Annotated in this window: 19 protein-coding genes; 14 read left to right on the top strand and 5 right to left on the bottom strand. The window is 40.8% G+C overall.

All coding sequences use genetic code 11. From position 1 onward, the window contains the following. The first annotated feature begins 31 nt into the window (after positions 1–31). The 6 genes from I6L24_RS12550 (at position 32) to I6L24_RS12525 (ending at position 7,256) form a co-directional block, all read left to right on the top strand. Positions 32–4,552, top strand: coding sequence for a translocation/assembly module TamB domain-containing protein (locus I6L24_RS12550; RefSeq protein ID WP_216986119.1), 4,521 nt, complete (start codon positions 32–34; stop codon positions 4,550–4,552). 324 nt (positions 4,553–4,876) lie between these two features. Further along, a complete protein-coding gene (locus tag I6L24_RS12545; protein ID WP_216986118.1) occupies positions 4,877–5,080 on the top strand; it encodes a hypothetical protein in 204 nt (67 codons plus the stop codon). A gap of 308 nt (positions 5,081–5,388) precedes the next feature. Next, entirely contained in the window at positions 5,389–5,658 is a 270-nt protein-coding gene (locus I6L24_RS12540) for a hypothetical protein (RefSeq protein WP_005263238.1), read from the top strand. A gap of 157 nt (positions 5,659–5,815) precedes the next feature. Then, entirely contained in the window at positions 5,816–5,956 is a 141-nt protein-coding gene (locus I6L24_RS12535; protein ID WP_004645377.1) for a hypothetical protein, read from the top strand. Between the two features lie 158 nt (positions 5,957–6,114). Further along, positions 6,115–6,402, top strand: a complete 288-nt coding sequence (locus tag I6L24_RS12530) for a hypothetical protein (protein ID WP_191112129.1) — start codon at positions 6,115–6,117, stop codon at positions 6,400–6,402. A gap of 653 nt (positions 6,403–7,055) precedes the next feature. Continuing rightward, entirely contained in the window at positions 7,056–7,256 is a 201-nt protein-coding gene (locus I6L24_RS12525) for a hypothetical protein (RefSeq protein WP_180037351.1), read from the top strand. Between the two features lie 227 nt (positions 7,257–7,483). Here I6L24_RS12525 and xseB read toward each other — a convergent pair whose 3' ends face one another. Both xseB and xseA read right to left on the bottom strand, forming a co-directional pair. Beyond that, entirely contained in the window at positions 7,484–7,678 is a 195-nt protein-coding gene (gene xseB, locus I6L24_RS12520) for an exodeoxyribonuclease VII small subunit (RefSeq protein WP_005103445.1), read from the bottom strand. Continuing rightward, on the bottom strand, positions 7,668–8,939 hold the full coding sequence (gene xseA, locus I6L24_RS12515; RefSeq protein WP_216986117.1) for an exodeoxyribonuclease VII large subunit: 1,272 nt from the start codon (positions 8,937–8,939) through the stop codon (positions 7,668–7,670). The genes xseB and xseA overlap by 11 nt, the downstream gene beginning before the upstream one ends. Before the next feature lie 350 nt (positions 8,940–9,289). Between xseA and I6L24_RS12510 the strand changes: the two genes are divergently transcribed. The 6 genes from I6L24_RS12510 (at position 9,290) to I6L24_RS12485 (ending at position 14,734) form a co-directional block, all read left to right on the top strand. Then, entirely contained in the window at positions 9,290–9,724 is a 435-nt protein-coding gene (locus I6L24_RS12510) for an I78 family peptidase inhibitor (protein WP_004278749.1), read from the top strand. Between the two features lie 112 nt (positions 9,725–9,836). Next, the gene (locus I6L24_RS12505; RefSeq protein WP_216986116.1) at positions 9,837–10,196 is read left to right on the top strand and encodes a hypothetical protein; all 360 of its coding nucleotides are present in this window, start codon (positions 9,837–9,839) and stop codon (positions 10,194–10,196) included. A gap of 209 nt (positions 10,197–10,405) precedes the next feature. Further along, positions 10,406–10,675, top strand: a complete 270-nt coding sequence (locus I6L24_RS12500) for a hypothetical protein (RefSeq protein WP_216986115.1) — start codon at positions 10,406–10,408, stop codon at positions 10,673–10,675. A gap of 298 nt (positions 10,676–10,973) precedes the next feature. Then, positions 10,974–13,613, top strand: coding sequence for a bifunctional aconitate hydratase 2/2-methylisocitrate dehydratase (locus I6L24_RS12495; protein ID WP_005252103.1), 2,640 nt, complete (start codon positions 10,974–10,976; stop codon positions 13,611–13,613). A 160-nt stretch (positions 13,614–13,773) separates the two neighbouring features. After that, entirely contained in the window at positions 13,774–14,424 is a 651-nt protein-coding gene (locus I6L24_RS12490) for a hypothetical protein (protein ID WP_228128805.1), read from the top strand. A gap of 88 nt (positions 14,425–14,512) precedes the next feature. Next, entirely contained in the window at positions 14,513–14,734 is a 222-nt protein-coding gene (locus I6L24_RS12485) for a hypothetical protein (RefSeq protein WP_180037344.1), read from the top strand. A gap of 199 nt (positions 14,735–14,933) precedes the next feature. On the opposite strand, the gene I6L24_RS12480 is transcribed toward I6L24_RS12485, so the two are convergent. Then, positions 14,934–15,797 carry an alpha/beta hydrolase family protein gene (locus tag I6L24_RS12480; protein ID WP_004278741.1) on the bottom strand — a complete coding sequence of 288 codons (864 nt, stop codon included), beginning with the start codon at positions 15,795–15,797 and terminating at the stop codon, positions 14,934–14,936. A 118-nt stretch (positions 15,798–15,915) separates the two neighbouring features. On the opposite strand from I6L24_RS12480, the gene I6L24_RS12475 reads away from it, so the two are divergent. Continuing rightward, a complete protein-coding gene (locus tag I6L24_RS12475) occupies positions 15,916–16,374 on the top strand; it encodes a hypothetical protein (RefSeq protein ID WP_216986114.1) in 459 nt (152 codons plus the stop codon). A 113-nt stretch (positions 16,375–16,487) separates the two neighbouring features. On the opposite strand, the gene I6L24_RS12470 is transcribed toward I6L24_RS12475, so the two are convergent. After that, on the bottom strand, positions 16,488–16,706 hold the full coding sequence (locus I6L24_RS12470) for a hypothetical protein (RefSeq protein ID WP_004645284.1): 219 nt from the start codon (positions 16,704–16,706) through the stop codon (positions 16,488–16,490). Between the two features lie 591 nt (positions 16,707–17,297). Continuing rightward, positions 17,298–18,584: a branched-chain amino acid transport system II carrier protein gene (gene brnQ, locus I6L24_RS12465; RefSeq protein ID WP_191112122.1), complete on the bottom strand. Its 1,287-nt coding sequence runs from the start codon at positions 18,582–18,584 to the stop codon at positions 17,298–17,300. A gap of 350 nt (positions 18,585–18,934) precedes the next feature. Between brnQ and map the strand changes: the two genes are divergently transcribed. Next, entirely contained in the window at positions 18,935–19,729 is a 795-nt protein-coding gene (gene map / locus I6L24_RS12460; RefSeq protein WP_216986113.1) for a type I methionyl aminopeptidase, read from the top strand. Positions 19,730–19,883 lie beyond the last annotated feature (154 nt).

The raw sequence follows: 19,883 nt of genomic DNA, 5'->3' as shown, positions 1-19,883 counted from the left end.
TCATTTTAAAAAATAGTTATTTGGGTAGATCATGGTCGAGAACCAACCACAGCCAGAACAAGAACCACAAGATAGCGTTGTGCCGAAAAAGCGCCGTATATTCAGAAGCATCCTATTGTCGGTGCTTTTTTCGCTGATTTTTCTGCTGTCTGTGTTGGCTCTACTGTTTTCGACCAATCAGGGCAGTAAATTTCTGCTGGATCAGGTGCTGGAACGTCAGCAAATTATTCAATATGAATATGAGGGCGGTAATTTATGGCGCGGGATTATTCTTAAAAATGTGCTGGTCAGCCTGAAACCAGTCGATGTCAAAATTGATCGTGCTGATGTTAAGCTGGGCTGGCGCGCGATTGTCAAAAAAGAAATTCATCTGACTGAAGCCGATGTCCTCAATCTGCAAATTATTAACAAGCAACCATCAACGGGCGAACCGTTCAAGTTTAATGCTATCCGTTTGCCTTTTATCTTGCGCGTTGATCATTTATTGCTGGATCATTTGGTCATTAAAACCCAGACCAATGCAGTTGATTTCTATAATATTGAATTAAATGAGGCGCTCTGGTCTGGCACCGAATTAAATTTTGAAGATTCCCGGATGGATATGGGCTATCTGTCAGTACGTGAAGCCACGGGTAAAATGCAGTTTGAAGGCAAATACCCTCTAGATGCCACGGGCATCGTCAATCTGCCTTCCTTAAGAGACAGCTTGAATATTCATGATACTCAGGTGAGGGCACGTGGAACACTGGACACGATTCAGGCTGGCGTAGCGACCAATACGCCTGATTTATTAACCGGTTGGGTTATTGTACATCCTATGCGCCCTCAGGTACCGATGCGCGGCGAGTTGAAGTTCAAGGATTATCACTGGCCTATTCTGGCCGAACAGAAACTGTTTACCAAAGATGGCATTGCCGAGTTTAATGGCGATATCAAGCGTCTGGACCTGAACGTCCAGACTGACCTGATTGGGGAAAATATTCCGCAAGGCCAGTATAGTGCGGTGATGTATACCGATCTGGTCAATCAGCTGAATATTACCGATTTGAATGGTCAGTTAATGAAAGGTGCAGTTAGCCTTGCCGGGACAGTAGGCTGGAAAGACCGGGTTAGCTGGGATCTTGCTGGGCGTTTGAACGGGATTGATCCTAAACATGAGCGCATTCCGCAAGTCGTACAAGATTTCTTGCCGCCAAGTCTGGATGCGAATATTGCTTCTGCGGGTAACCTGGAAAATGGCTTGCACCTTACCGGACTGGTTGATTTTGATCGCTATGAAAGCTGGAATCTGAAGCTGGATCAAAACCCGGTCAAAGGCAATAAAGTACAACCAATGCTGCTGGATGTTGCCTGGAAAAATATTGATCGCGCCGTACCTTATGTGGGCTGGCTCAGCAGTCAGTCTGGCGATGTTAAATTGGCATTGGTCGAAGGTCAGCAGAATATTCATGTGGCCACTAAAGTCGAGCAGCATGAAGAAGGACTTCTACCTGCAGGCATGTACCAAGCCAAGCTCAATCTGAACAAGAATATCCTGAATGTGCCGAGCTTTAATTACAGCGCCAATGCAGCAGGCAGCTTAAGTGGCAATGCACGGATTGAACTGCCACAGGAAAAACGTCAGTTAAAATGGACCGCGGTATTAAATGCCAAAAATTTGAATACTCAAAGTATTGCCGCAGCTTCACCGGTAGATCGTTTGAATGGCGAGGTTAAAGCCAATGGTTATGCGCAACCGAATCAGCAGATTATTAAACTCAATAATGTCGACCTGACCGGACGACTGGCAGAGCAAAATGAAACCGTACGTCTGACCGGTAACAGTACCATTGCCTTGTTATTCCATAATGAAAAAGCGGGTGGCGGATTTAAAGGTTACGCGGTCAATTATGATGGTGCTTTAAATGCCAGCCAGCTTAAAGCCAGTCAGGGTATGCTGAAACTGCGCGTTTCAGGCACCCCGGAAATGTTGAAGATAAATGAATTCCGTCATGATGGTGTGGCTGGCAAGATTAATGCGAGTGGTCTGGTCAATCTGGCGAATGGCATTGGCTGGGATATCAATGCATCCTTAATCCGCTTTAAGCCGCAATATTTTAATGCCAAACTGAAAGGTGAATTGTCAGGCAATGTGCAAACCCAAGGCGTTTGGTCAGATGCTTTAAAACGCATTCAGATTCAACGTTTAAATCTGGCCGGCATGCTGAATAACAAGCCAGTACGTGGTACAGGTAATTTATCGGTCATCATCAATTCAAACCAGCGCGGTTTTGTACCAGAGCAGTTTGAAGCCAATAACCTGTTCTTGTCTTATGCGAGCAACCAGATTCAGGCGACCGGTAATGCACAGAATCTTCAATTGAAAGTGAATGCGCCAGCACTGTTTGAATTGTATCCGGGCTTAAGAGGTCGTGCACAAGGCTATATCAATATGCAGGCGCAGCCGCGGTTGCAGGCTTCGGCCAACTTGTCTATCGACAATTTTGCCTTTAAAAACCTGTTTAGTGTGCAGAAAGTTCGTGTTCGCGGACAGTTGCCGACATCGCTAAGCACACCAACTTTATTGACCGCGACAATGGATCGCCTGCGTAGCGGTTCACGCGAGATTGTACGCGGTGAGATATCACTGGCCGGTACCCGTGCTGCACACATTCTCAAAGTGCAGGCAGAAAACCGCCTATCAAAATTCTTTGTACAGCTCGCCGGTGGCTTTAATGCCCAGAATAACTGGCTGGGTCAGATTCAAAAAGGTGATTTCGACTCTTTACGTGCCCGTCTGGTGCAACGTCAAAATGCAGCAGTGATTTATAACAGTGCTCAATCGGATCTGTTTGTTGGTGCTCATTGCTGGATGAGTCAGCAAAGCCAGTTGTGTTTTGATCAGCCGATTCGGGTCAACAAAACCCGTGGCAGTGCCTCTTTTATTACTCAAAACCTTGATCTGGAAGACTTCAGTGCATTCCTGCCTGATGGATTGGCATTGACGGGTAAAGTCAATGGTTATGCCAAGGCTGCTTGGGCACAAGGCGCCAAACCTAAAATCGACGCACGTCTGGTGACGCGTAATGGTGTGGTGGGCTTATCTTCTGAAGATCCAGATTATTTGGGTTCTACACTCAAATATGATGAAGTCGGGTTGGTCGCAAAAAGTGTGGCAGATGGCTTGCAGCTTCGTCTGGATGTCAAAACACCAGATATCGGAACCGGCTATGCCAATGTCATCATTGATCCATATCGGGACAGTAAACCGATGCGTGGCGAAATTGCCTTTAACCAGGTACAGCTCAAGGTCTTTAAGCCATTTATTCAGGACATCCGTAATCTGGACGGGATTTTATCTTATGCCGGAAAAATTAGCGGAACTTTAACGGATCCTTTGCTTGAAGGTGAGGTTCGGGTTAAAGATGCTTCGATTAGCATGATCTCCTTACCAGTGAATCTGACCAATGTACAACTTTATTCATCCATACGTCAGAATTCTGCCAGCATCAATGGCGCATTTAACAGTGGTCGTGGTGTGGGTAAATTAACCGGATCGGTCGACTGGAAAGGCGATCCGCGAGTGCAGTTAAAACTGCAAGGTGATAATCTGCTGATTCGTCAGGCCCCTTTAATTACCGCTGTGGTGACACCTGATTTGACCCTGGACATGTATCCATTTAATAAAAAACTGAGTCTGAGTGGCACAGTCGATGTACCACGTGCGCTGATTTCAATGCCTGAAGCCTCAGAACCTGTAGTCGGTTTATCTTCAGATGTACGTGTCGTGCGTGAAGGTGATGATCAGCTAGCGATCTTGAAGTCTGCACGTCCTTGGGATATCCGTGCAGATGTCGCCGTTTCTTTAGGGAATCAGGTGATCTTTCAGGGCTTTGACAGTCGTATTCCACTCTTGGGTCGAGTCAATCTGTCACAGCGGGGGCTGGAAACCGCAATGCGTGCCAATGGTGCAATTGGGGTATCACAACGAGTGAAAATCGAAGCCTATGGCCAAAGTCTGGACCTGAATCGTGCTATCGCCCGTTTTAATGGTGAACTTACTAATCCGACACTGGACATTGATGCTAATAAATCGGTTCAGGGTAGTACGGTCGGGGTACGGGTAACAGGGACGGCATCGAGTCCAAGTATTCAGATTTATAATGATGCGGGCTTGTCAGAACAGGAAGCCTTGAATGCCTTGATTACCGGTCGTGTTAATGAGGGTGTATCTGGTTTAAGCCAGGCTGAAGGATTTAGATCCGATGTGAATAATACGATCGCTGCTGCGGGGATTAGTCTGGGCTTGGGTAGCACCCGCGCACTGACCAACCAGATCGGGCGCAGTTTTGGCTTAACTGGTCTAGCTCTGGATGCTCAAGGTACAGGAGATGATACCCAGGTTTCTGTGACCGGTTATATTACGCCGGATTTATATCTGCGCTATGGGGTCGGGGTATTCACACCAGTGAATAAGCTGACTTTACGTTATCAGGTAAATCAGCGTCTGTATTTAGAAGCGAGTCAGTCTTTAGAGCGTGCGATTGACTTGTTCTATAACTGGCGATTCTAATCCGAATAAAAAAGCCCTAATTTTAGGGCTTTTTTATTATGAGACAGCACACAGATTTTATTGGCTATAAAGTAGATTGATGTATTAGTCAGCAGAAGCATTGATATCTAAATTCAATCCCTATCCATATATGACAATAGAGTTACGAGTAGAGAAAGAACTTAGGGGCAGCTTTTATGCTGAAGAAAACTGCTCATCGCATGAGTCAGCTATCACATATAGAAAATCAATTAAAACATGCAATAACAGACTGAAAATCAATAAACCCATAATAAAAATAGGTGTATATTGAAAATACGATTTCACGCATAAGAGCATCTTCGCATGTCGACTAAATTTATCATCCGTTTTGCTGCGATTCTATTTTCTGTACTTATTTTGACTGCATTAGCCATTCAATTTTTCTTTAAATCTGATGTAACCGTAGTTCTATGGATTTTCGCTGTACCTTTCATTTTGGGCATTCCAATTTTGGCTTCTATTGTATTGACCACCAATGATGAACTTGATATTCATAGCGTTAATTAGGCTTGAACCTTAAAGTGACGTATTTAAAAACATCTGATCTTTGCTGATAGAGCAGCTGACATTTGCACTTTGTTCGATAAAACAGACCTTATTTTAGAGCAATGCCAGTCAGTTAAGCATGCATTAGAAAATGTAGTAAAAGTGAGTGTATATTTACGCTCATTTTTTTATCAGGTTATTCCAGAATTTGGATTTAACTCTCAAATCATCATGATTTACATAAACTCTAAGAAATAAGGGAATATTCTTATCATTATTCATTCAAAATAGGTCTTCATCATAAAACTCATCATTTTAGAGAAAACAGAATGCCTAAAAATAATTATCTACCAGCTCTAGAACAAGTTTATGACTTTTTAAAGGAACGACCAGGTTTTAAGGATAAAAGTGAATTTGATAAAGCGGTAGAATATTTTAGAACTCTACATGAAAGTGATCCTCTGGATTTCAGAGTTCAAGCACCGAATACTGTCGCTGGAAAATTTGGTGCTAAAGAAACTATAAATTTAGGGTCTATGCCAGAATTCAGTAATAAGGAAAATTTCCTTAACTGGATAGATACGCAAATTAACCACTAGTTGAAAGACTTTAAGCAAACGCATCATACGGCAGGTTTTCATTTATTATTCATACATTCATTAACATGTAGTACAGAAAACAATCGAAACTGAGTTGGAAAACTACAAATTTGAATGATAACTTTGTATTCAAATCTTCCCAGTAAAGAGGTGAGCAATGAAGTTGTTGACTTTGGTTGGTATGGGAGTAGCAGCGAGTTATTGTTATAAAACTATGAAAAATGGCAAGCTTGCTCTTTCAAAACCTGACTTTGATGAAAGTGTAAAACGATTTGTACTGCAAGAATTTGCAGCTTAGTCTTCACGATATATTTCCCAAAAAGGCTCATCGAATGATGGGCTTTTTTATTTTCTAAAAACTTATAATTTTAATATTCAGATTAAAAGCAGTTTAATTATAGCCACCATGTTATAAACCTACTTCGTGATCTATTTTAAATAATTAAATGAGAGCTAATGGATGATGAAGATGGAAATGAATGGTGCGAGCTTATATATTCTGAAGCCTTGAGAATATATAAACCAACAAAATACAACACAGTCAACAAACTGAGATTCTTTGCGCTGATTTTAGAATTATTCGCAGAAATGCAGCATGAGGATGCAATGATTCAAGTAAAGGCCGTGAATGTGAAACTTAAATTGAGATCTAAAAATTACATTTTTTGGGTGTTTGAAATGCCTGATTTTCAGGATAAGACGTTATTTTTAACTTATATGTCTAGTAAATTAAGTCAGCTATAAGGTGCCGTTGAAGGTTAAAATCGTCAATCAATTTAACAAGTATAGTTATTTTTTATAAAACGATAGTTTCTTTATATAATGCTGGGATATTTATATATTTTTATCAATAACTTAATTATTCTCTAGTCGTTGCTCACTTTGACAACATACCTAAATCAGCGCAAAAGTGATAAAGGGGAAGGCTCATCGAAAGATGGGCTTTTTTAATATGTATAGCTTACTGAACGAAAAGTAACTTAAAGCAAATGTAAGAAAACAGTTTATTAATACTCTCTATACTTTATTGGTAAATTCACAGTGCTATATTCATTTTGCAAAAACAAGAAGACGCAAATAATACGAAGAAAATGACTACAGCACTAGCCCGCTTATTTGAAAAAGTAAGCGGGCTTTTTAATTGAAAAATTAATGTAATATTATGCTAATGTATAAATTATAATTTTATATATAATGCATGAATAGATTCTATCGCTGTAGTTTCTTTCCAATTTCAGCCTCCTTCCCTAAGGAGGCATTTTTTTGTCGATAGGAAAGTAATGTTCCAATTCCTATTATGTTTATTCAGTTACACAAATGATCATCGTTGACTATTGAATGAATCTTTCAAATATTTGAGCATGATATTTTATTGGTTAAATAAGAGATGGATCGCCATGATAGATGAAGAAAAGCCTTTGAACTTTGACGACGATAGTGAACCTCAGGATTTCGAAGATGAAGAATTTATCGATGATAAGAAAGAGGATGAAATGTACAATGCTATTACCAAAGATGGGTCAAGTGTTGATCCTGCGGATGATGGGACGCGTCATATTCGCCCTGAAGACGGTGATCCGATAGAAATTGAAGAGTAATAAAAAGCCCAATTCAATATTGGGCTTTTATCGTCTGGTGGATGAGAATGAAAATACAATATTTCCCATTTAGAATTGGGCGGATTGATCAAAATCCCCATCTAGAAAATTTAAATAGTCATTGAAATGATTTTTTTCACTTAATAAAAAAGCCCCCATGAATGAGAGCTTTTATGTCAACTCAATCTAGCAGAATAGTCTAAGCTAATATTTGAAATGACATCCAATTAATCTTTAAAAGTATCATTTAACGCAGTTTGAACTGCTTCAACCCGTGCCTTGCAAGCTTTATAGGCGGTCATGGATTCTTCCACGATTTTCATCAAGTTATCAATATCCGGTTCTTGCTGAGATTCGAGCAATTCCGCATTCTTTTTCAAGATGTCATAGCCTTGTTGGAAGCTCAAAGTATCATGATTCATGAGGAAGTACCTGTATAAGTTGTGCTGAAAAAATGCCGTCATGTAATTCGACTTCAACCAGATCGCTGGACTGAATCTGTTGAATAGAGGCAACCACATGTTCTTGCTGGCGCACGATGGCATAACCCTTGGATAAAACATGTTTAGGATTTTGTAGTAGCGTTTCCCGCATCAGGGCATCAAGCTGCTGATTAATCAGCTGGGTATGCTGCTGGGCCAGACTGGTAGTATTGGCCTTGATCTGTTGCAGACGTTGCAGCGCATCCATAATCTGGTTGTTGGCCAGACTTTGAATCAGTTTCAAAAATTGATCATTCTGATTTTGATAAGCTTGAATCTGTTGCTGGGATAAACGCTGAATGCGCTGTAGATAATTCAGAATATCCTGGGTCAGTTCAAAGATATGATTGCGGATTCCGGCAATGGCTTTACTCGGAGTATCAAAGGAGCGATGCGCAATCTCATCCAGAATGGTACGGTCTTTTTCATGCCCGATGCCGACCCAGACCGGTACCGAACGTTTACAGAGCAGGGCAGCCAGATCATAATCATTCAAATAAGCCAGATCATTGACCGCGCCACCCCCTCGTATAATTACAATCAGATCCGGTGCAGTGTTATAGGTCTGTGCCCATTGTTTAAGTGCTTGTGCCAGACTGTACATAATACTTTGCGGGGCAGTATTTCCCTGAAAAGTCGCACTGTGATAGACAAACTTACACACCTGCGCACGCTGTAGTGTATCGGCATCTTTTTTGAAATCTCCCAGGCCTGCTGCATTTTCGGGAGCAATCACCAGAATCCGGTTTAGGTCAAAAGGGCTAGGCAAGTTTCTATTGCGCTGAATCAGTCCTTCATTCGTCAACCGCTCAACAATCTGCTGATAACGCCGGGCAATATCTCCCAAGGTATAGCCTGAATCAATCTCGACAATATTTAAAGAAAAGCCATATTGCGGATCGAAATTAGCTTTAACTTTAATCAGCACTTTCAGATCGCGACTCAGCTCAATTCCGCTTTCACGTTCAAACTGCGTGACAATTTTCTGGGCACTAAATTTCCAGATGGTCGCTCGGCAACTGGCAATCACCTGATCGCTATCGGCTTCTTTTTCTGCCAGCTCCAGATAATAATGGCCGGCTTTAATACTTAGATTACGAATTTCGGCTTTGACCCATACTGGTGTATCGAAAGTGAGTTTGACCACTTCCTGAACCGTAGCAAGATATTCCTTGAGGGAGAGTTGAGGATCGTCTGTCATGCCAATAGAAAGTTTAAAATTCAATCAAATATTAAATCAATCCAGCACAGATCACAAATCTAAAAGCGAAGTCATATTTGAATGATGTAATGACAATGCAATGCTATTGAGGTGCATAATTACTTGGTCTAGGCGATTCATTCGGCATTTTCGTATTTTGTAGAGGTTCTTCTCTTCTGTTTTTCTTGTTCATTGAAAGAAGTTATAGCGTTGAAGTCCTTAATTCATAAAGGTGTTATTTCCATTCTTTAATGAAAAAGCACGGTTAAAAATGTACACAGACTTGTCTCTGGCAAGGACAAGGAAATATGCTAAATTGGTGAAGAATTATTGAAGAAGAATAGGCTCTCATGAAAAAAACAATGCTGTTCGGTTTGTTGGCTCTCGCTCTAAGCGCATGTACCACCACGCCGCAATCTGAGACGGAAGCTCCTAAAATAGGTTCAGCGAATCCTGCAAGCGCTTATTGTGTCAATCAGGGTGGCAAGCTTGAGATTCGTACTGAAAGCAATGGTCAGGTCGGATATTGCCATTTAAAGAATGGTCAGGTGGTCGAGGAGTGGGAATTACTGCACATGAATCAACCTAAATGTATTGCTGATCAGGCAGCGGCATTGGTGGGTCAGTCCAATTTGACTGAAGCGCAAATCAAGCAGAAAACCAAGGCACAAATTGTACGTATGGTTGAGCCGGGTCAAGCGGTGACGATGGATTATCGTGAAGAACGAGTGACTGTAACGGTGGATCCTACAAGCAAAAAGATTATCCAGGCTTCATGTGGTTAATTACACAAAATGAAAAAGCCCATGAGTGGGCTTTTTTAATTCCATACAACTCGCATTTTGAAATGACAAATCTTCCCCGATCTTTTATATTGCCCCTCGGAAGGAGAAATTCATGAAAAAGTTATTGGCTTTATCGTTTATGCTGGCGCTGGCCGGTTGTGCCGAGAAGAAACCCTTAACCCCTGAAGAGCAGTGGCAAGGTTATTGTCGAAGCGTCGGTAATGCGGCGCGTACCATTATGCTGGATCGTCAGAATGCGATTGAGAAAGAAAAAGCAATCGAGCATGCCAACAAGATCGATGATGAAACCACCAAAGGTTTTATCCTGAATATTATTGATGAAGTCTATGCGATTCCAGCCGACGAGATTAAGGGAGATGTAAAAGCAGCACGTGAAAAAGTCCGCGCTGAATTTACTGCAAAGTGTATTGCGACACCGCATGACGAATTACCAGATTACAAACCGTTCTAAGGAACGGTTTTTTTATATTTAGATAAAATTATCCAACCCATATTTCCCATTAAACGTATTTAAATATAAGCATCTTCAAAAGACTAAATAATAAAAATAGCCTAAGCAAAATGTACACTTTGTGACAATTTCTAAATCTAAAATATAGAAATACTTATCTTTATATTGAATAATGAATTTAACTCCAATTAACCGAGGAGTAGCACAATATGGAAGTCGTAAGATATTTGCATCATTCTGATCTGCTGTTGGAAGATGAAGAAGGTGTGGTCATTATTGGCGGCAGTCGCTATGTACTCAGCGTCGGTGACAAAGTCGTTTTAAAGAACATGCTAGAACAAGATAAAAAGCTTTATCAGATTGATATTTCCTTTGCCAGCAATAATCACAGTAGCACCTATGAAGATGAATGCGTGGTGAAATTCCAAGGCTGCCGAGACTCATATCAGCAGTATTTAAACTCGACCACTGTACACTAAGGTGGAGTATCTTTTTAACGTCAAATCAGGCAACATCAGGGTTGCCTTTTTTTATGCATTAAATTCAGTTAAAAGGGCCTATTCATGGGCTTGTTTCGTGTGGTGTAAGCTGGAACTGATTATGGAATAATCATTAAGAGCATCATTTAGTTATAAAATAACGAGCATCACGAAGAAACACTTGAGTTGCATTAACTTTTAACTGGAAATTTAGTAAAATTTTGGAGTCCATATTATTTATGAAGCTTGGAATAAGCAGGAATTCATAAGTAATTTTTTAAAAAAGAGGAATAACACTGTGCTAGAAGCTTACCGCCAACACGTTGAAGAACGTGCCGCACTCGGAGTCCCACCGAAGCCACTTGACGATGCCCAAACAGCTGCATTAGTTGAACTACTAAAAAACCCGCCAGCTGGTGAAGAAGCATACTTGGTAGATTTGCTTGAAAACCGTGTACCAGCAGGTGTTGACCAAGCTGCATATGTAAAAGCTGCGTTCTTAGCTGCATTGGCAAAAGGCGAAGCAACCTCTCCACTCGTTTCTAAAGAACGTGCTGTTTATTTACTAGGTACTATGCTTGGTGGTTACAACGTAGCGCCTTTAGTTGAACTTTTAGACAATGCTGAGCTTGCTGAACTTGCAGCTGAAGCATTGAAAAAAACGCTTCTTGTATTTGATGCATTCCATGACGTTGCTGATAAAGCAAAAGCTGGTAACGCAAATGCTCAAGCAGTTATGCAGTCTTGGGCTGACGCTGAATGGTTCACTAGCCGTAAAGACGTTCCTGAAGAAATCAAACTGACTGTTTTCAAAGTAACTGGCGAAACCAACACTGACGACTTGTCACCTGCACAAGACGCTTGGAGCCGTCCAGACATTCCATTGCACGCAAATGCAATGTTGAAAAACGTACGTGACGGAATCAATCCAGAAGTTCCTGGTGAAGTGGGTCCACTTAACCAGATTAAAGAACTGATCGCGAAAGGCAACCAGGTTGCTTACGTGGGTGACGTTGTTGGTACAGGTTCATCTCGTAAATCTGCAACTAACTCGGTTCTTTGGTTCTTCGGTGACGACATCCCGCACATCCCGAACAAAAAAGACGGTGGTTACTGCCTAGGTTCTAAAATCGCTCCGATTTTCTTCAACACCATGGAAGATGCGGGTGCATTACCGATCGAGATCGATGTTGCCAACATGAACATGGGCGACGAAATCGTTCTTAAGATCGATCACGCTGCTGCTAAAGTAACTGCGTTCAAAGACGGCGCGCAAATCGCTGAAGCTGAACTTAAAACTCCAGTACTTCTTGACGAAGTTCGTGCTGGTGGTCGTATTAACCTGATCGTAGGTCGTGGTTTGACGACTAAGGCTCGTGAAGCTTTAGGTCTTCCAGTATCTACAATGTTCCGTACTCCGGTTCAGCCTGCTGCAACTGGTAAAGGTTTCACTCAAGCTCAGAAGATGGTTGGTCGCGCTTGTGGTCTTCCTGAAGGTCAAGGTGTACTTCCAGGTACTTACTGTGAACCTAAGATGACTACTGTTGGTTCGCAAGATACAACAGGTCCAATGACTCGTGACGAATTGAAAGACTTGGCTTGCCTAGGTTTCTCTGCTGACCTTGTTATGCAATCTTTCTGTCATACAGCTGCTTATCCAAAACCAGTTGACGTTCAAATGCAACACTCGCTTCCTGATTTCATCATGAACCGTGGTGGTGTGTCTTTACGCCCAGGTGACGGTATTATTCACTCTTGGTTAAACCGTATGCTTCTTCCGGATACCGTTGGTACTGGTGGTGACTCGCATACACGTTTCCCAATCGGTATTTCATTCCCGGCGGGTTCTGGCCTTGTAGCGTTCGCTGCAGCAACTGGTGTTATGCCACTAGATATGCCTGAATCTGTACTTGTGAAGTTCAAGGGTAAAATGCAGCCTGGTATCACGCTACGTGACCTTGTACATGCAATTCCTTACTACGCAATTAAGGAAGGTGACTTAACTGTAGAGAAGAAAGGTAAGAAAAACATCTTCTCTGGTCGTATCCTTGAGATCGACTTAACAGAAATGGAAACTGACCTGACTGTTGAGCAAGCATTCGAACTTTCTGATGCTTCTGCTGAACGTTCAGCTGCTGGTTGTTCTATCACGCTTTCTGAAGAGAAAGTTGCTGAATACCTTCGTTCAAACATCACTATGTTGAAGTGGATGATTTCTGAAGGTTATGGCGATGCGCGTACGATGGCTCGTCGTGTTGAGAACATGGAAAAATGGTTGGCTAACCCAAGCCTGATCAAAGCAGATGCTGATGCTGAATACACCAAAGTGTATGAAATCGATCTTGCAGATATCAAAGAACCTATTCTTTGCTGCCCGAACGATCCAGATGATGCAAAACTTCTTTCTGATGTTCAAGGCGCGAAAATTGACGAAGTATTCGTTGGTTCTTGTATGACTAACATCGGTCACTTCCGTGCGACTGGTAAATTGTTAGAGAAAGTTCCAGGTGGTGCATTGTCAACTCGTTTGTGGATTGCTCCACCTACGCGTATGGACGAACATCAGTTGATGGAAGAAGGTTTCTATAACATTTATGGTAAAGCTGGCGCGCGTACTGAAATGCCAGGTTGTTCATTATGTATGGGTAACCAAGCACGTGTAGCTCCGAACACAACTTGTGTATCAACTTCTACTCGTAACTTCCCGAACCGTCTAGGTCAAGGTGCTAACGTTTACTTGGCTTCTGCTGAACTTGCTTCTGTTGCTGCTGTATTGGGTAAATTACCTTCTCCAGAAGAATATCAACAGTACGCAGCTCAAATTGACAGCATGTCAGCTGACATCTATCAATACTTAAGCTTCGACAAGATGAGCGAATATACTGACGCTGCTAAAGACGTTGATACTAAGAAAATTGCTGCTGCTCAGTTAACTTAATGAGCTAGGATCAAGAAAAGCCGAAAGGCTTTTCCCTAGCGCAAGAGCAAATCTATGATTTGCTTTGTTAATTAGGCAATAAGCGGTATAAGATAAGGGCTGAGTAATCAGCCCTTATTTTTTTTATATGAATAATCAGACTTGCTATATGTGTGATAATTTGGCGACAACAAAAGAACACGTGCCACCAAAATGCTTATTTCCAGAAAAGAAGGACTTAAAAGATATTAGCCTAGATTTAAGGAAAGCCCTAATCAAGGTACCTTCATGCGTGGATCATAATTGTAAGAAGTCAGGTGATGATGAATATCTGTTTAATGTTTTGTCAATGACGATTCAAACGGGTAAATATGGACTTTTAAATTTTGAAAGTAAGGTAATGCGTTCTTGGACCAGAAAGGATCGAATTTCTAAACTAAAAGAAAAATTACTATCGACAGCTAGAACAGTAAAAATAAAAGATCCAGAGTCAGAAGATATTTTTGAGGCTTTAGAGTTAACAATAGATAGAGATAGATTAAAAGAAGTTTTAAAATGTTGTGCTCTAGGACTTTATTATTATGAATTTGGAAAGAAATATAAGGGGTCAATACACTCAACTCCTCTATTCTCACCAATCCTTGATAAAAATTGGATAGAACAACAAAGTCAAATGGAGGATTATTATTCTAATAAATTTAAGAATATTAAAAGAAAGGGCGATAATCCTGAGATTTTCCAATATGCATTTTATCAAGACACTTTTAATAATATGCTGGTAGTACAAATGTGGTTTTATGAAGAATGTAAAGTAATATCATTTTTCAGATAGTCATATATTAAAAAACTTCTGTAAATTACATATTTATTAAATATATTATTTAATTCAAACATTAAAAATTATTGAAAGTTGACGTAAAATGCCCAAACAATCCCGATTCCTCTGTATTGGTGGTTTCCTCAACGGAACGCAGGTCAAAGACCAAGGTGAAAATTTTACTTGTGTCGAAAATGCCAAACAAGTGACTTATCACAAACGTGAAATCTTCCATCCAGATGCTTGGGATCATGACTATTATGTTTGTGAAACCACGACTGAGAAACAAGCCCGAAATTGGGTGTATGACATTGAGTCAAAATAATATTTAATTCGATAAAGAAAGACATGGGTTGGCATTATCGTCAGTCCATTTTTATATCTGTTTTAAAATATTCAGACAATAAAAAGCCCCATGGTTAGGGGCTAGTCGTATATAGGTCAAGCCCATATACTGTAAGAGGCTCATCTCAAACTGCGTGTATTAGAACACAGCAGCCCGCAAATAACCATCTAAATCTGATTTAAACAGCCAATTGCTGTTCAATCACCGGCCATAAATTCTGATGCGACTTTTTAAACATCAGCATATGACCAATGGTTTTATAGGCATAACTTTTAGGTCTAAGTTCAATTATCTGGGTTTTTGCGTTTGGATATAAACGCAGTAAATCTTTCACGTTGGCTTCCGTGGCAATTTCATCATCCGATGACCAGATTGAGGTAATCGGGCAGGTGACTTGAGCATGATAATCATGGGATGGTGCAATATTTTTACCAATCGCGTTGATTACATAACCCGGTTTACTACAGAACTGCGCCCATTCGCGAGCTACATCTTTCGGCAGGTTTTCACCCATACCAATCGCTTGAGTCGGGCCATAGCCTTTAGTGATGCGTGCCAGTGGGAAAATAACATTAAACATCACTGGCGCAAGTAACTTGGTTTTACCTTTGAGTCCTTTCACATGTCCAGTAGAGCCAGAGACGGCCACCACTTTTGCGACTTTATCGTAATTTGGCACAATACCTAAAAGCTGACCACCGGCACTATGTCCAAGTAGTATCACTTTTCTTGCATTGGTACGCGTTAATAAAGCATCAATCGCGGCCGGTATATCCAGTTGACCCCATTGCACAATACTGGCTTTTGAATTTTTCAACGGGCCATGTAGTGAATCACCAATCCCCCGGAAATCAAAGACCATAACGGCATAGCCTTGAGCTTGTAACCACACACAAAACTGATGATAAAACTGTTTAGTAATGCCAGTTGCCGGACAGACTAATACTGGAAGTTTGTCAGTTTCAGAAATAGCTGCATAAAAACGTGCACTTAAGCGATAGCCATCTTGGCACTGGAGAGTCAATGTTTCAAATTCAGACATAGGTTACACTATATTTTTTAGAATCCTGATGAAGCTTTTACTGTATAGATTTTTAGCAGGGTAGCTCGGGGAAAACATGACTTTAAAGTCAGTCAAATAATAAACATGGAATGATCTTATGCAGCTAATGGAACTTGAGCTGGCCGTTAAAATCGGCATTATTTTTAGTGGAATCTTCTTGTGGATCGGGATGTTTACTGGTGTCTGGAAATATTGGCAGATTCGTCAATCGTCTCAGTCACGTGCACATTATTATGTCGATATTGCCCATCGTAGCAGCCTACTTTATGCGCCCGCGACCTTAATTTTGGCAATGCTGGCCTATTGTTCAGTGTTGCCGAGTATGGTGAATCTGATTTGCGTACTAGTCAATATTCTGTTTTTTAGCTTCTCGATTGCCGTTTATATGCTACATGGTTTTCTGCAAGACACGACGAATCAGTTTAAACAGCCGCATCAGCTGGGTAAGTTTTATTTGCCAGGAAGTTTGATGACTTTCGCCATGCTGGGTTTAATTGTCGCAGAATTAGGCGGGACAGGGATTTTGCTCTATGGAGCATTTATCGGATTATTTTAATCTTATTTTTATAGTTATTCTGAAAGGATACTGGAATGTTGGAAAGTTAAAACACTTTTTTCACCAGATGGATGATTGGCCAAATCATCCATCTGGGCTAATTTAAAATTTGTTTATCGGTATTTCTGGTCTATGGCAGCCCATAGGAAAAATGCAGCTGAGACAATCAGTGCATAGCCAAAGTATTCAAGTTTTAAATTACCTTGAATTAAGCAATGGACGGTTAAAGTCAGCATGAGTGCAAAAGTGGTGCATATAAATGTCACCAGATTGGTGTTGTTGGCTTTAAGAGCGTCAATGAAGACTTGCTTGTTGAAATGTAATGATAACATCTCCATCCCTCCCATTTATTTATGTTATTGAAGATTAAAGCAGATTTAATCAGTCAGAATTGAATATATAGTTGTACTGTTTAATTTGGACCTTTGCAACTGCTGTGGCAGGCTTTTACAGTCAAAATGGCCATCTTTAGTCGTATAACCACATAATCACTTGATTAGGCAAGAATTATATTTTCAGATTTCACCTCCAGTTAATTTTGGAAATAAGATGTAGTCATCATTTAATTAATGCGACCAGATAGAAAATGCAAATTTTACGCCAAAGATATGTAGGGTTAATCAATACTTTGTAAGTCTGCGTATGACTCGGAAGGGAACTTGGTTTAAGTTGGCAACAATAAGTATCTAACATCAGAAAATCAAAAGTTCTGTTTATATTTATATAAAAATAAAATAATTAAAGCGCGATCCTATTTATAGAAACGATTTTTATAGAAAATCTTAGTATCAAGATTTACAGCGGTGATTTGATGTCATTATTAAGAAACAATAAATGTCCGTTTGGGTAAAACCTGACAATTATTGATCACGCTCAAACCGGATTTTGGGTAAAAATACGATTTTTCAGACATCCTAGAAATTTTAGTTTCTAATACGGTCAATCACAGCTGTAATCAGCAATACAATCATGGATGGAATAAACCAGGCCAGATTCTGTTCTGATAGAGGTAAGTTTTGCAGTAATGCAGGCAATTCAAAACCAGCAACTTTTAATCCGTCAAAAATACCAAAGATCAAGGCTACCAGGGTCACTGGCGCAATCACATGAGATGGTTTCTTGAAGAAGCTTGCACAGAAGCTCAGCATAATGACGCTAATCGCAGGCGGATAAATCGCGCTCAAGACTGGAACCGAAACAGCAATCAGTTTGGTTAAACCCAGATTTGAAATCACCAGTGAGAAGCCCACCAGAATAAATACAAAGATCTTGTACGGAATTTTGGTCAAGCTGGAAAAATACTCAGCGCAGGCACAGGTCAGACCAATTGCAGTGACCATACAGGCAATAAAAATCATGCCGGACAGGAAGTAAGCACCCATATCGCCAAAAGCATGTTGTACATATGCATGCAGGATAATGGCACCATTGGCTGCATTTGGTGCAATCTCATGGCTACCTAGTCCAAGTTTAAACAGACTTAAATACACCAGAGTTAAACCAATACCAGAAATAATGCCGGCATTCACTGCATATTTGGTAATCAGTTTTTTATCGGTTACACCACGTGAAGTAATGGCTTTAACAATCACAATACCGAAAACTAAAGCGCCCAAAGTATCCATGGTTAAATAACCATTTACGAAGCCTTCAGTCACTGGACTGGTAACGTAATTATCGATCGCTGCAGGCGGATTGCTGGCAGGGATCATCACGGCTGCTACACCCAAAATTATCAAAGAAATAATTTTAAGTGGTGACAGGAAATAGCCGACGGTATCCAGAATCTTGTTTGGATATAAAGATACGATGGTCACCACAGCAAAATAGATGATGCTGTAAATGAGCAGGCTGCCAGATTCATTGCCAAAGTAAGATGAAAAACCGATTTCATAAGAAACGGTTGCGGTACGCGGCGTCGCAAATAAAGGGCCAACAGCTAAGTAACAGATTACAGTCAGCAAGATGCTGGCTGCTTTGCCAAGAGGCGAGCTTAGTGCCTGAATGGAACCTTCAACGCGAGACAACGCAATAATGGTAATCACGGGTAAGCCGACTGCTGTAATAAGGAAACCTAAAGCAGCGAGCCATACGTGTTCACCGGCTTGTTGAGCCACAATCGGTGGGAAGATAATGTTGCCCGCACCAATAAACAATGCAAAGGTCATAAAACCTAGGGCGACAATATCCCGGGTACGCAGACTTGTCATAAAGGGAGATCAATAGAACAAAAGAAAGCGATTTTAGTGTATATGTCCAATTTTTTGGAGTTTATTTTAAGGCTGGAAGCCTTGATTCTAGTGAGTTTGCGGATCACATAACCGGTCATTCAAATCTTGGTAGAAATATATGTTTGATAATTCGCTGAAAAATATATTTTTCCTTACAAGCTCAAAAAATATCTGCACTTGATATCAAAATATGTCAGTTATTGTTTGTACAAATAAGCAGCAGTGAAAAGTCCTATTTCAAGGAAAATTGCTGTGCCGAAACTCAACAACTGCGACATATTTCGCAAAAAAGGGATTATAATTCAGGGATTCATAGTGAGGATGGGTATATGCGAGCTACAGCGATTAGTCTTAAAACTGAGCAAGATGTTGAAAAATTGCGGATATCTGGGCGTTTGGCTGCAGAGGTTTTAGCGATGATCGGGGAGCATGTCAAGCCAGGTGTCACGACTGAATATCTGGATGATCTCTGTCATGATTTTATTGTAAATACATTAAAGGTGACGCCAGCCAATATTGGCTATTATGGCTATACTAAAACCACCTGTATTTCACCGAATGAAGTGGTTTGTCACGGCATTCCATCATCGAAACTCGTTCTTCAGGATGGCGATATTATCAATATTGATGTTGCCATTATTAAAGACGGTTATTTCGGTGATACCAGCCGGATGTACTATGTCGGAACTCCATCTCCAGAAGCCAAGCGACTGGTCAATACCACCTATGAAGCTATGGTAGCCGGGATTCATGCAGTGAAGCCGGGCGCGACCCTGGGTGATATTGGTTATGCGATTCAAACGGTCGCACAGCGTGAAGGCTATTCCATCGTGCGCGAATATTGCGGTCATGGCATCGGCAAGGTCTATCACGAACAGCCAAACATTCTGCATTACGGACAGCCAGGACAGGGCATTAAACTGGTTCCGGGTATGGTGTTCACCATTGAGCCAATGGTGAATATGGGTAAAGCTCGCGTCAAAGAGCTGAAAGATGGCTGGACTGTGGTCACCACGGATAAATCCTGGTCTGCGCAATGGGAACATATGGTCTATGTGACTGAAACCGGGTTTGAAGTCTTGTCGCCTTGGCCTGAAGGTACAGGTGAGTATTCGGAAATTTAAAATATTGATTGAATGATCTTTATTCAGATAATCCACTTACATAAATTACAACTCACTCGTTCTTGCTGACGAAAACATACAAAAAACTACATTAAACAGTGGTTTAGGATTTTATATCTGATTAAACTAAGAGTCAGATACATAGGTTCCCTTT

It is taken from the genome of Acinetobacter lwoffii, assembly GCF_019048525.1.
GTDB classification, from domain to species: Bacteria; Pseudomonadota; Gammaproteobacteria; order Pseudomonadales; family Moraxellaceae; genus Acinetobacter; species Acinetobacter lwoffii_K.
The sequence above is the reverse complement of the archived record's forward strand: the minus strand, read 5'-3'. Positions and strand labels throughout refer to the sequence as shown.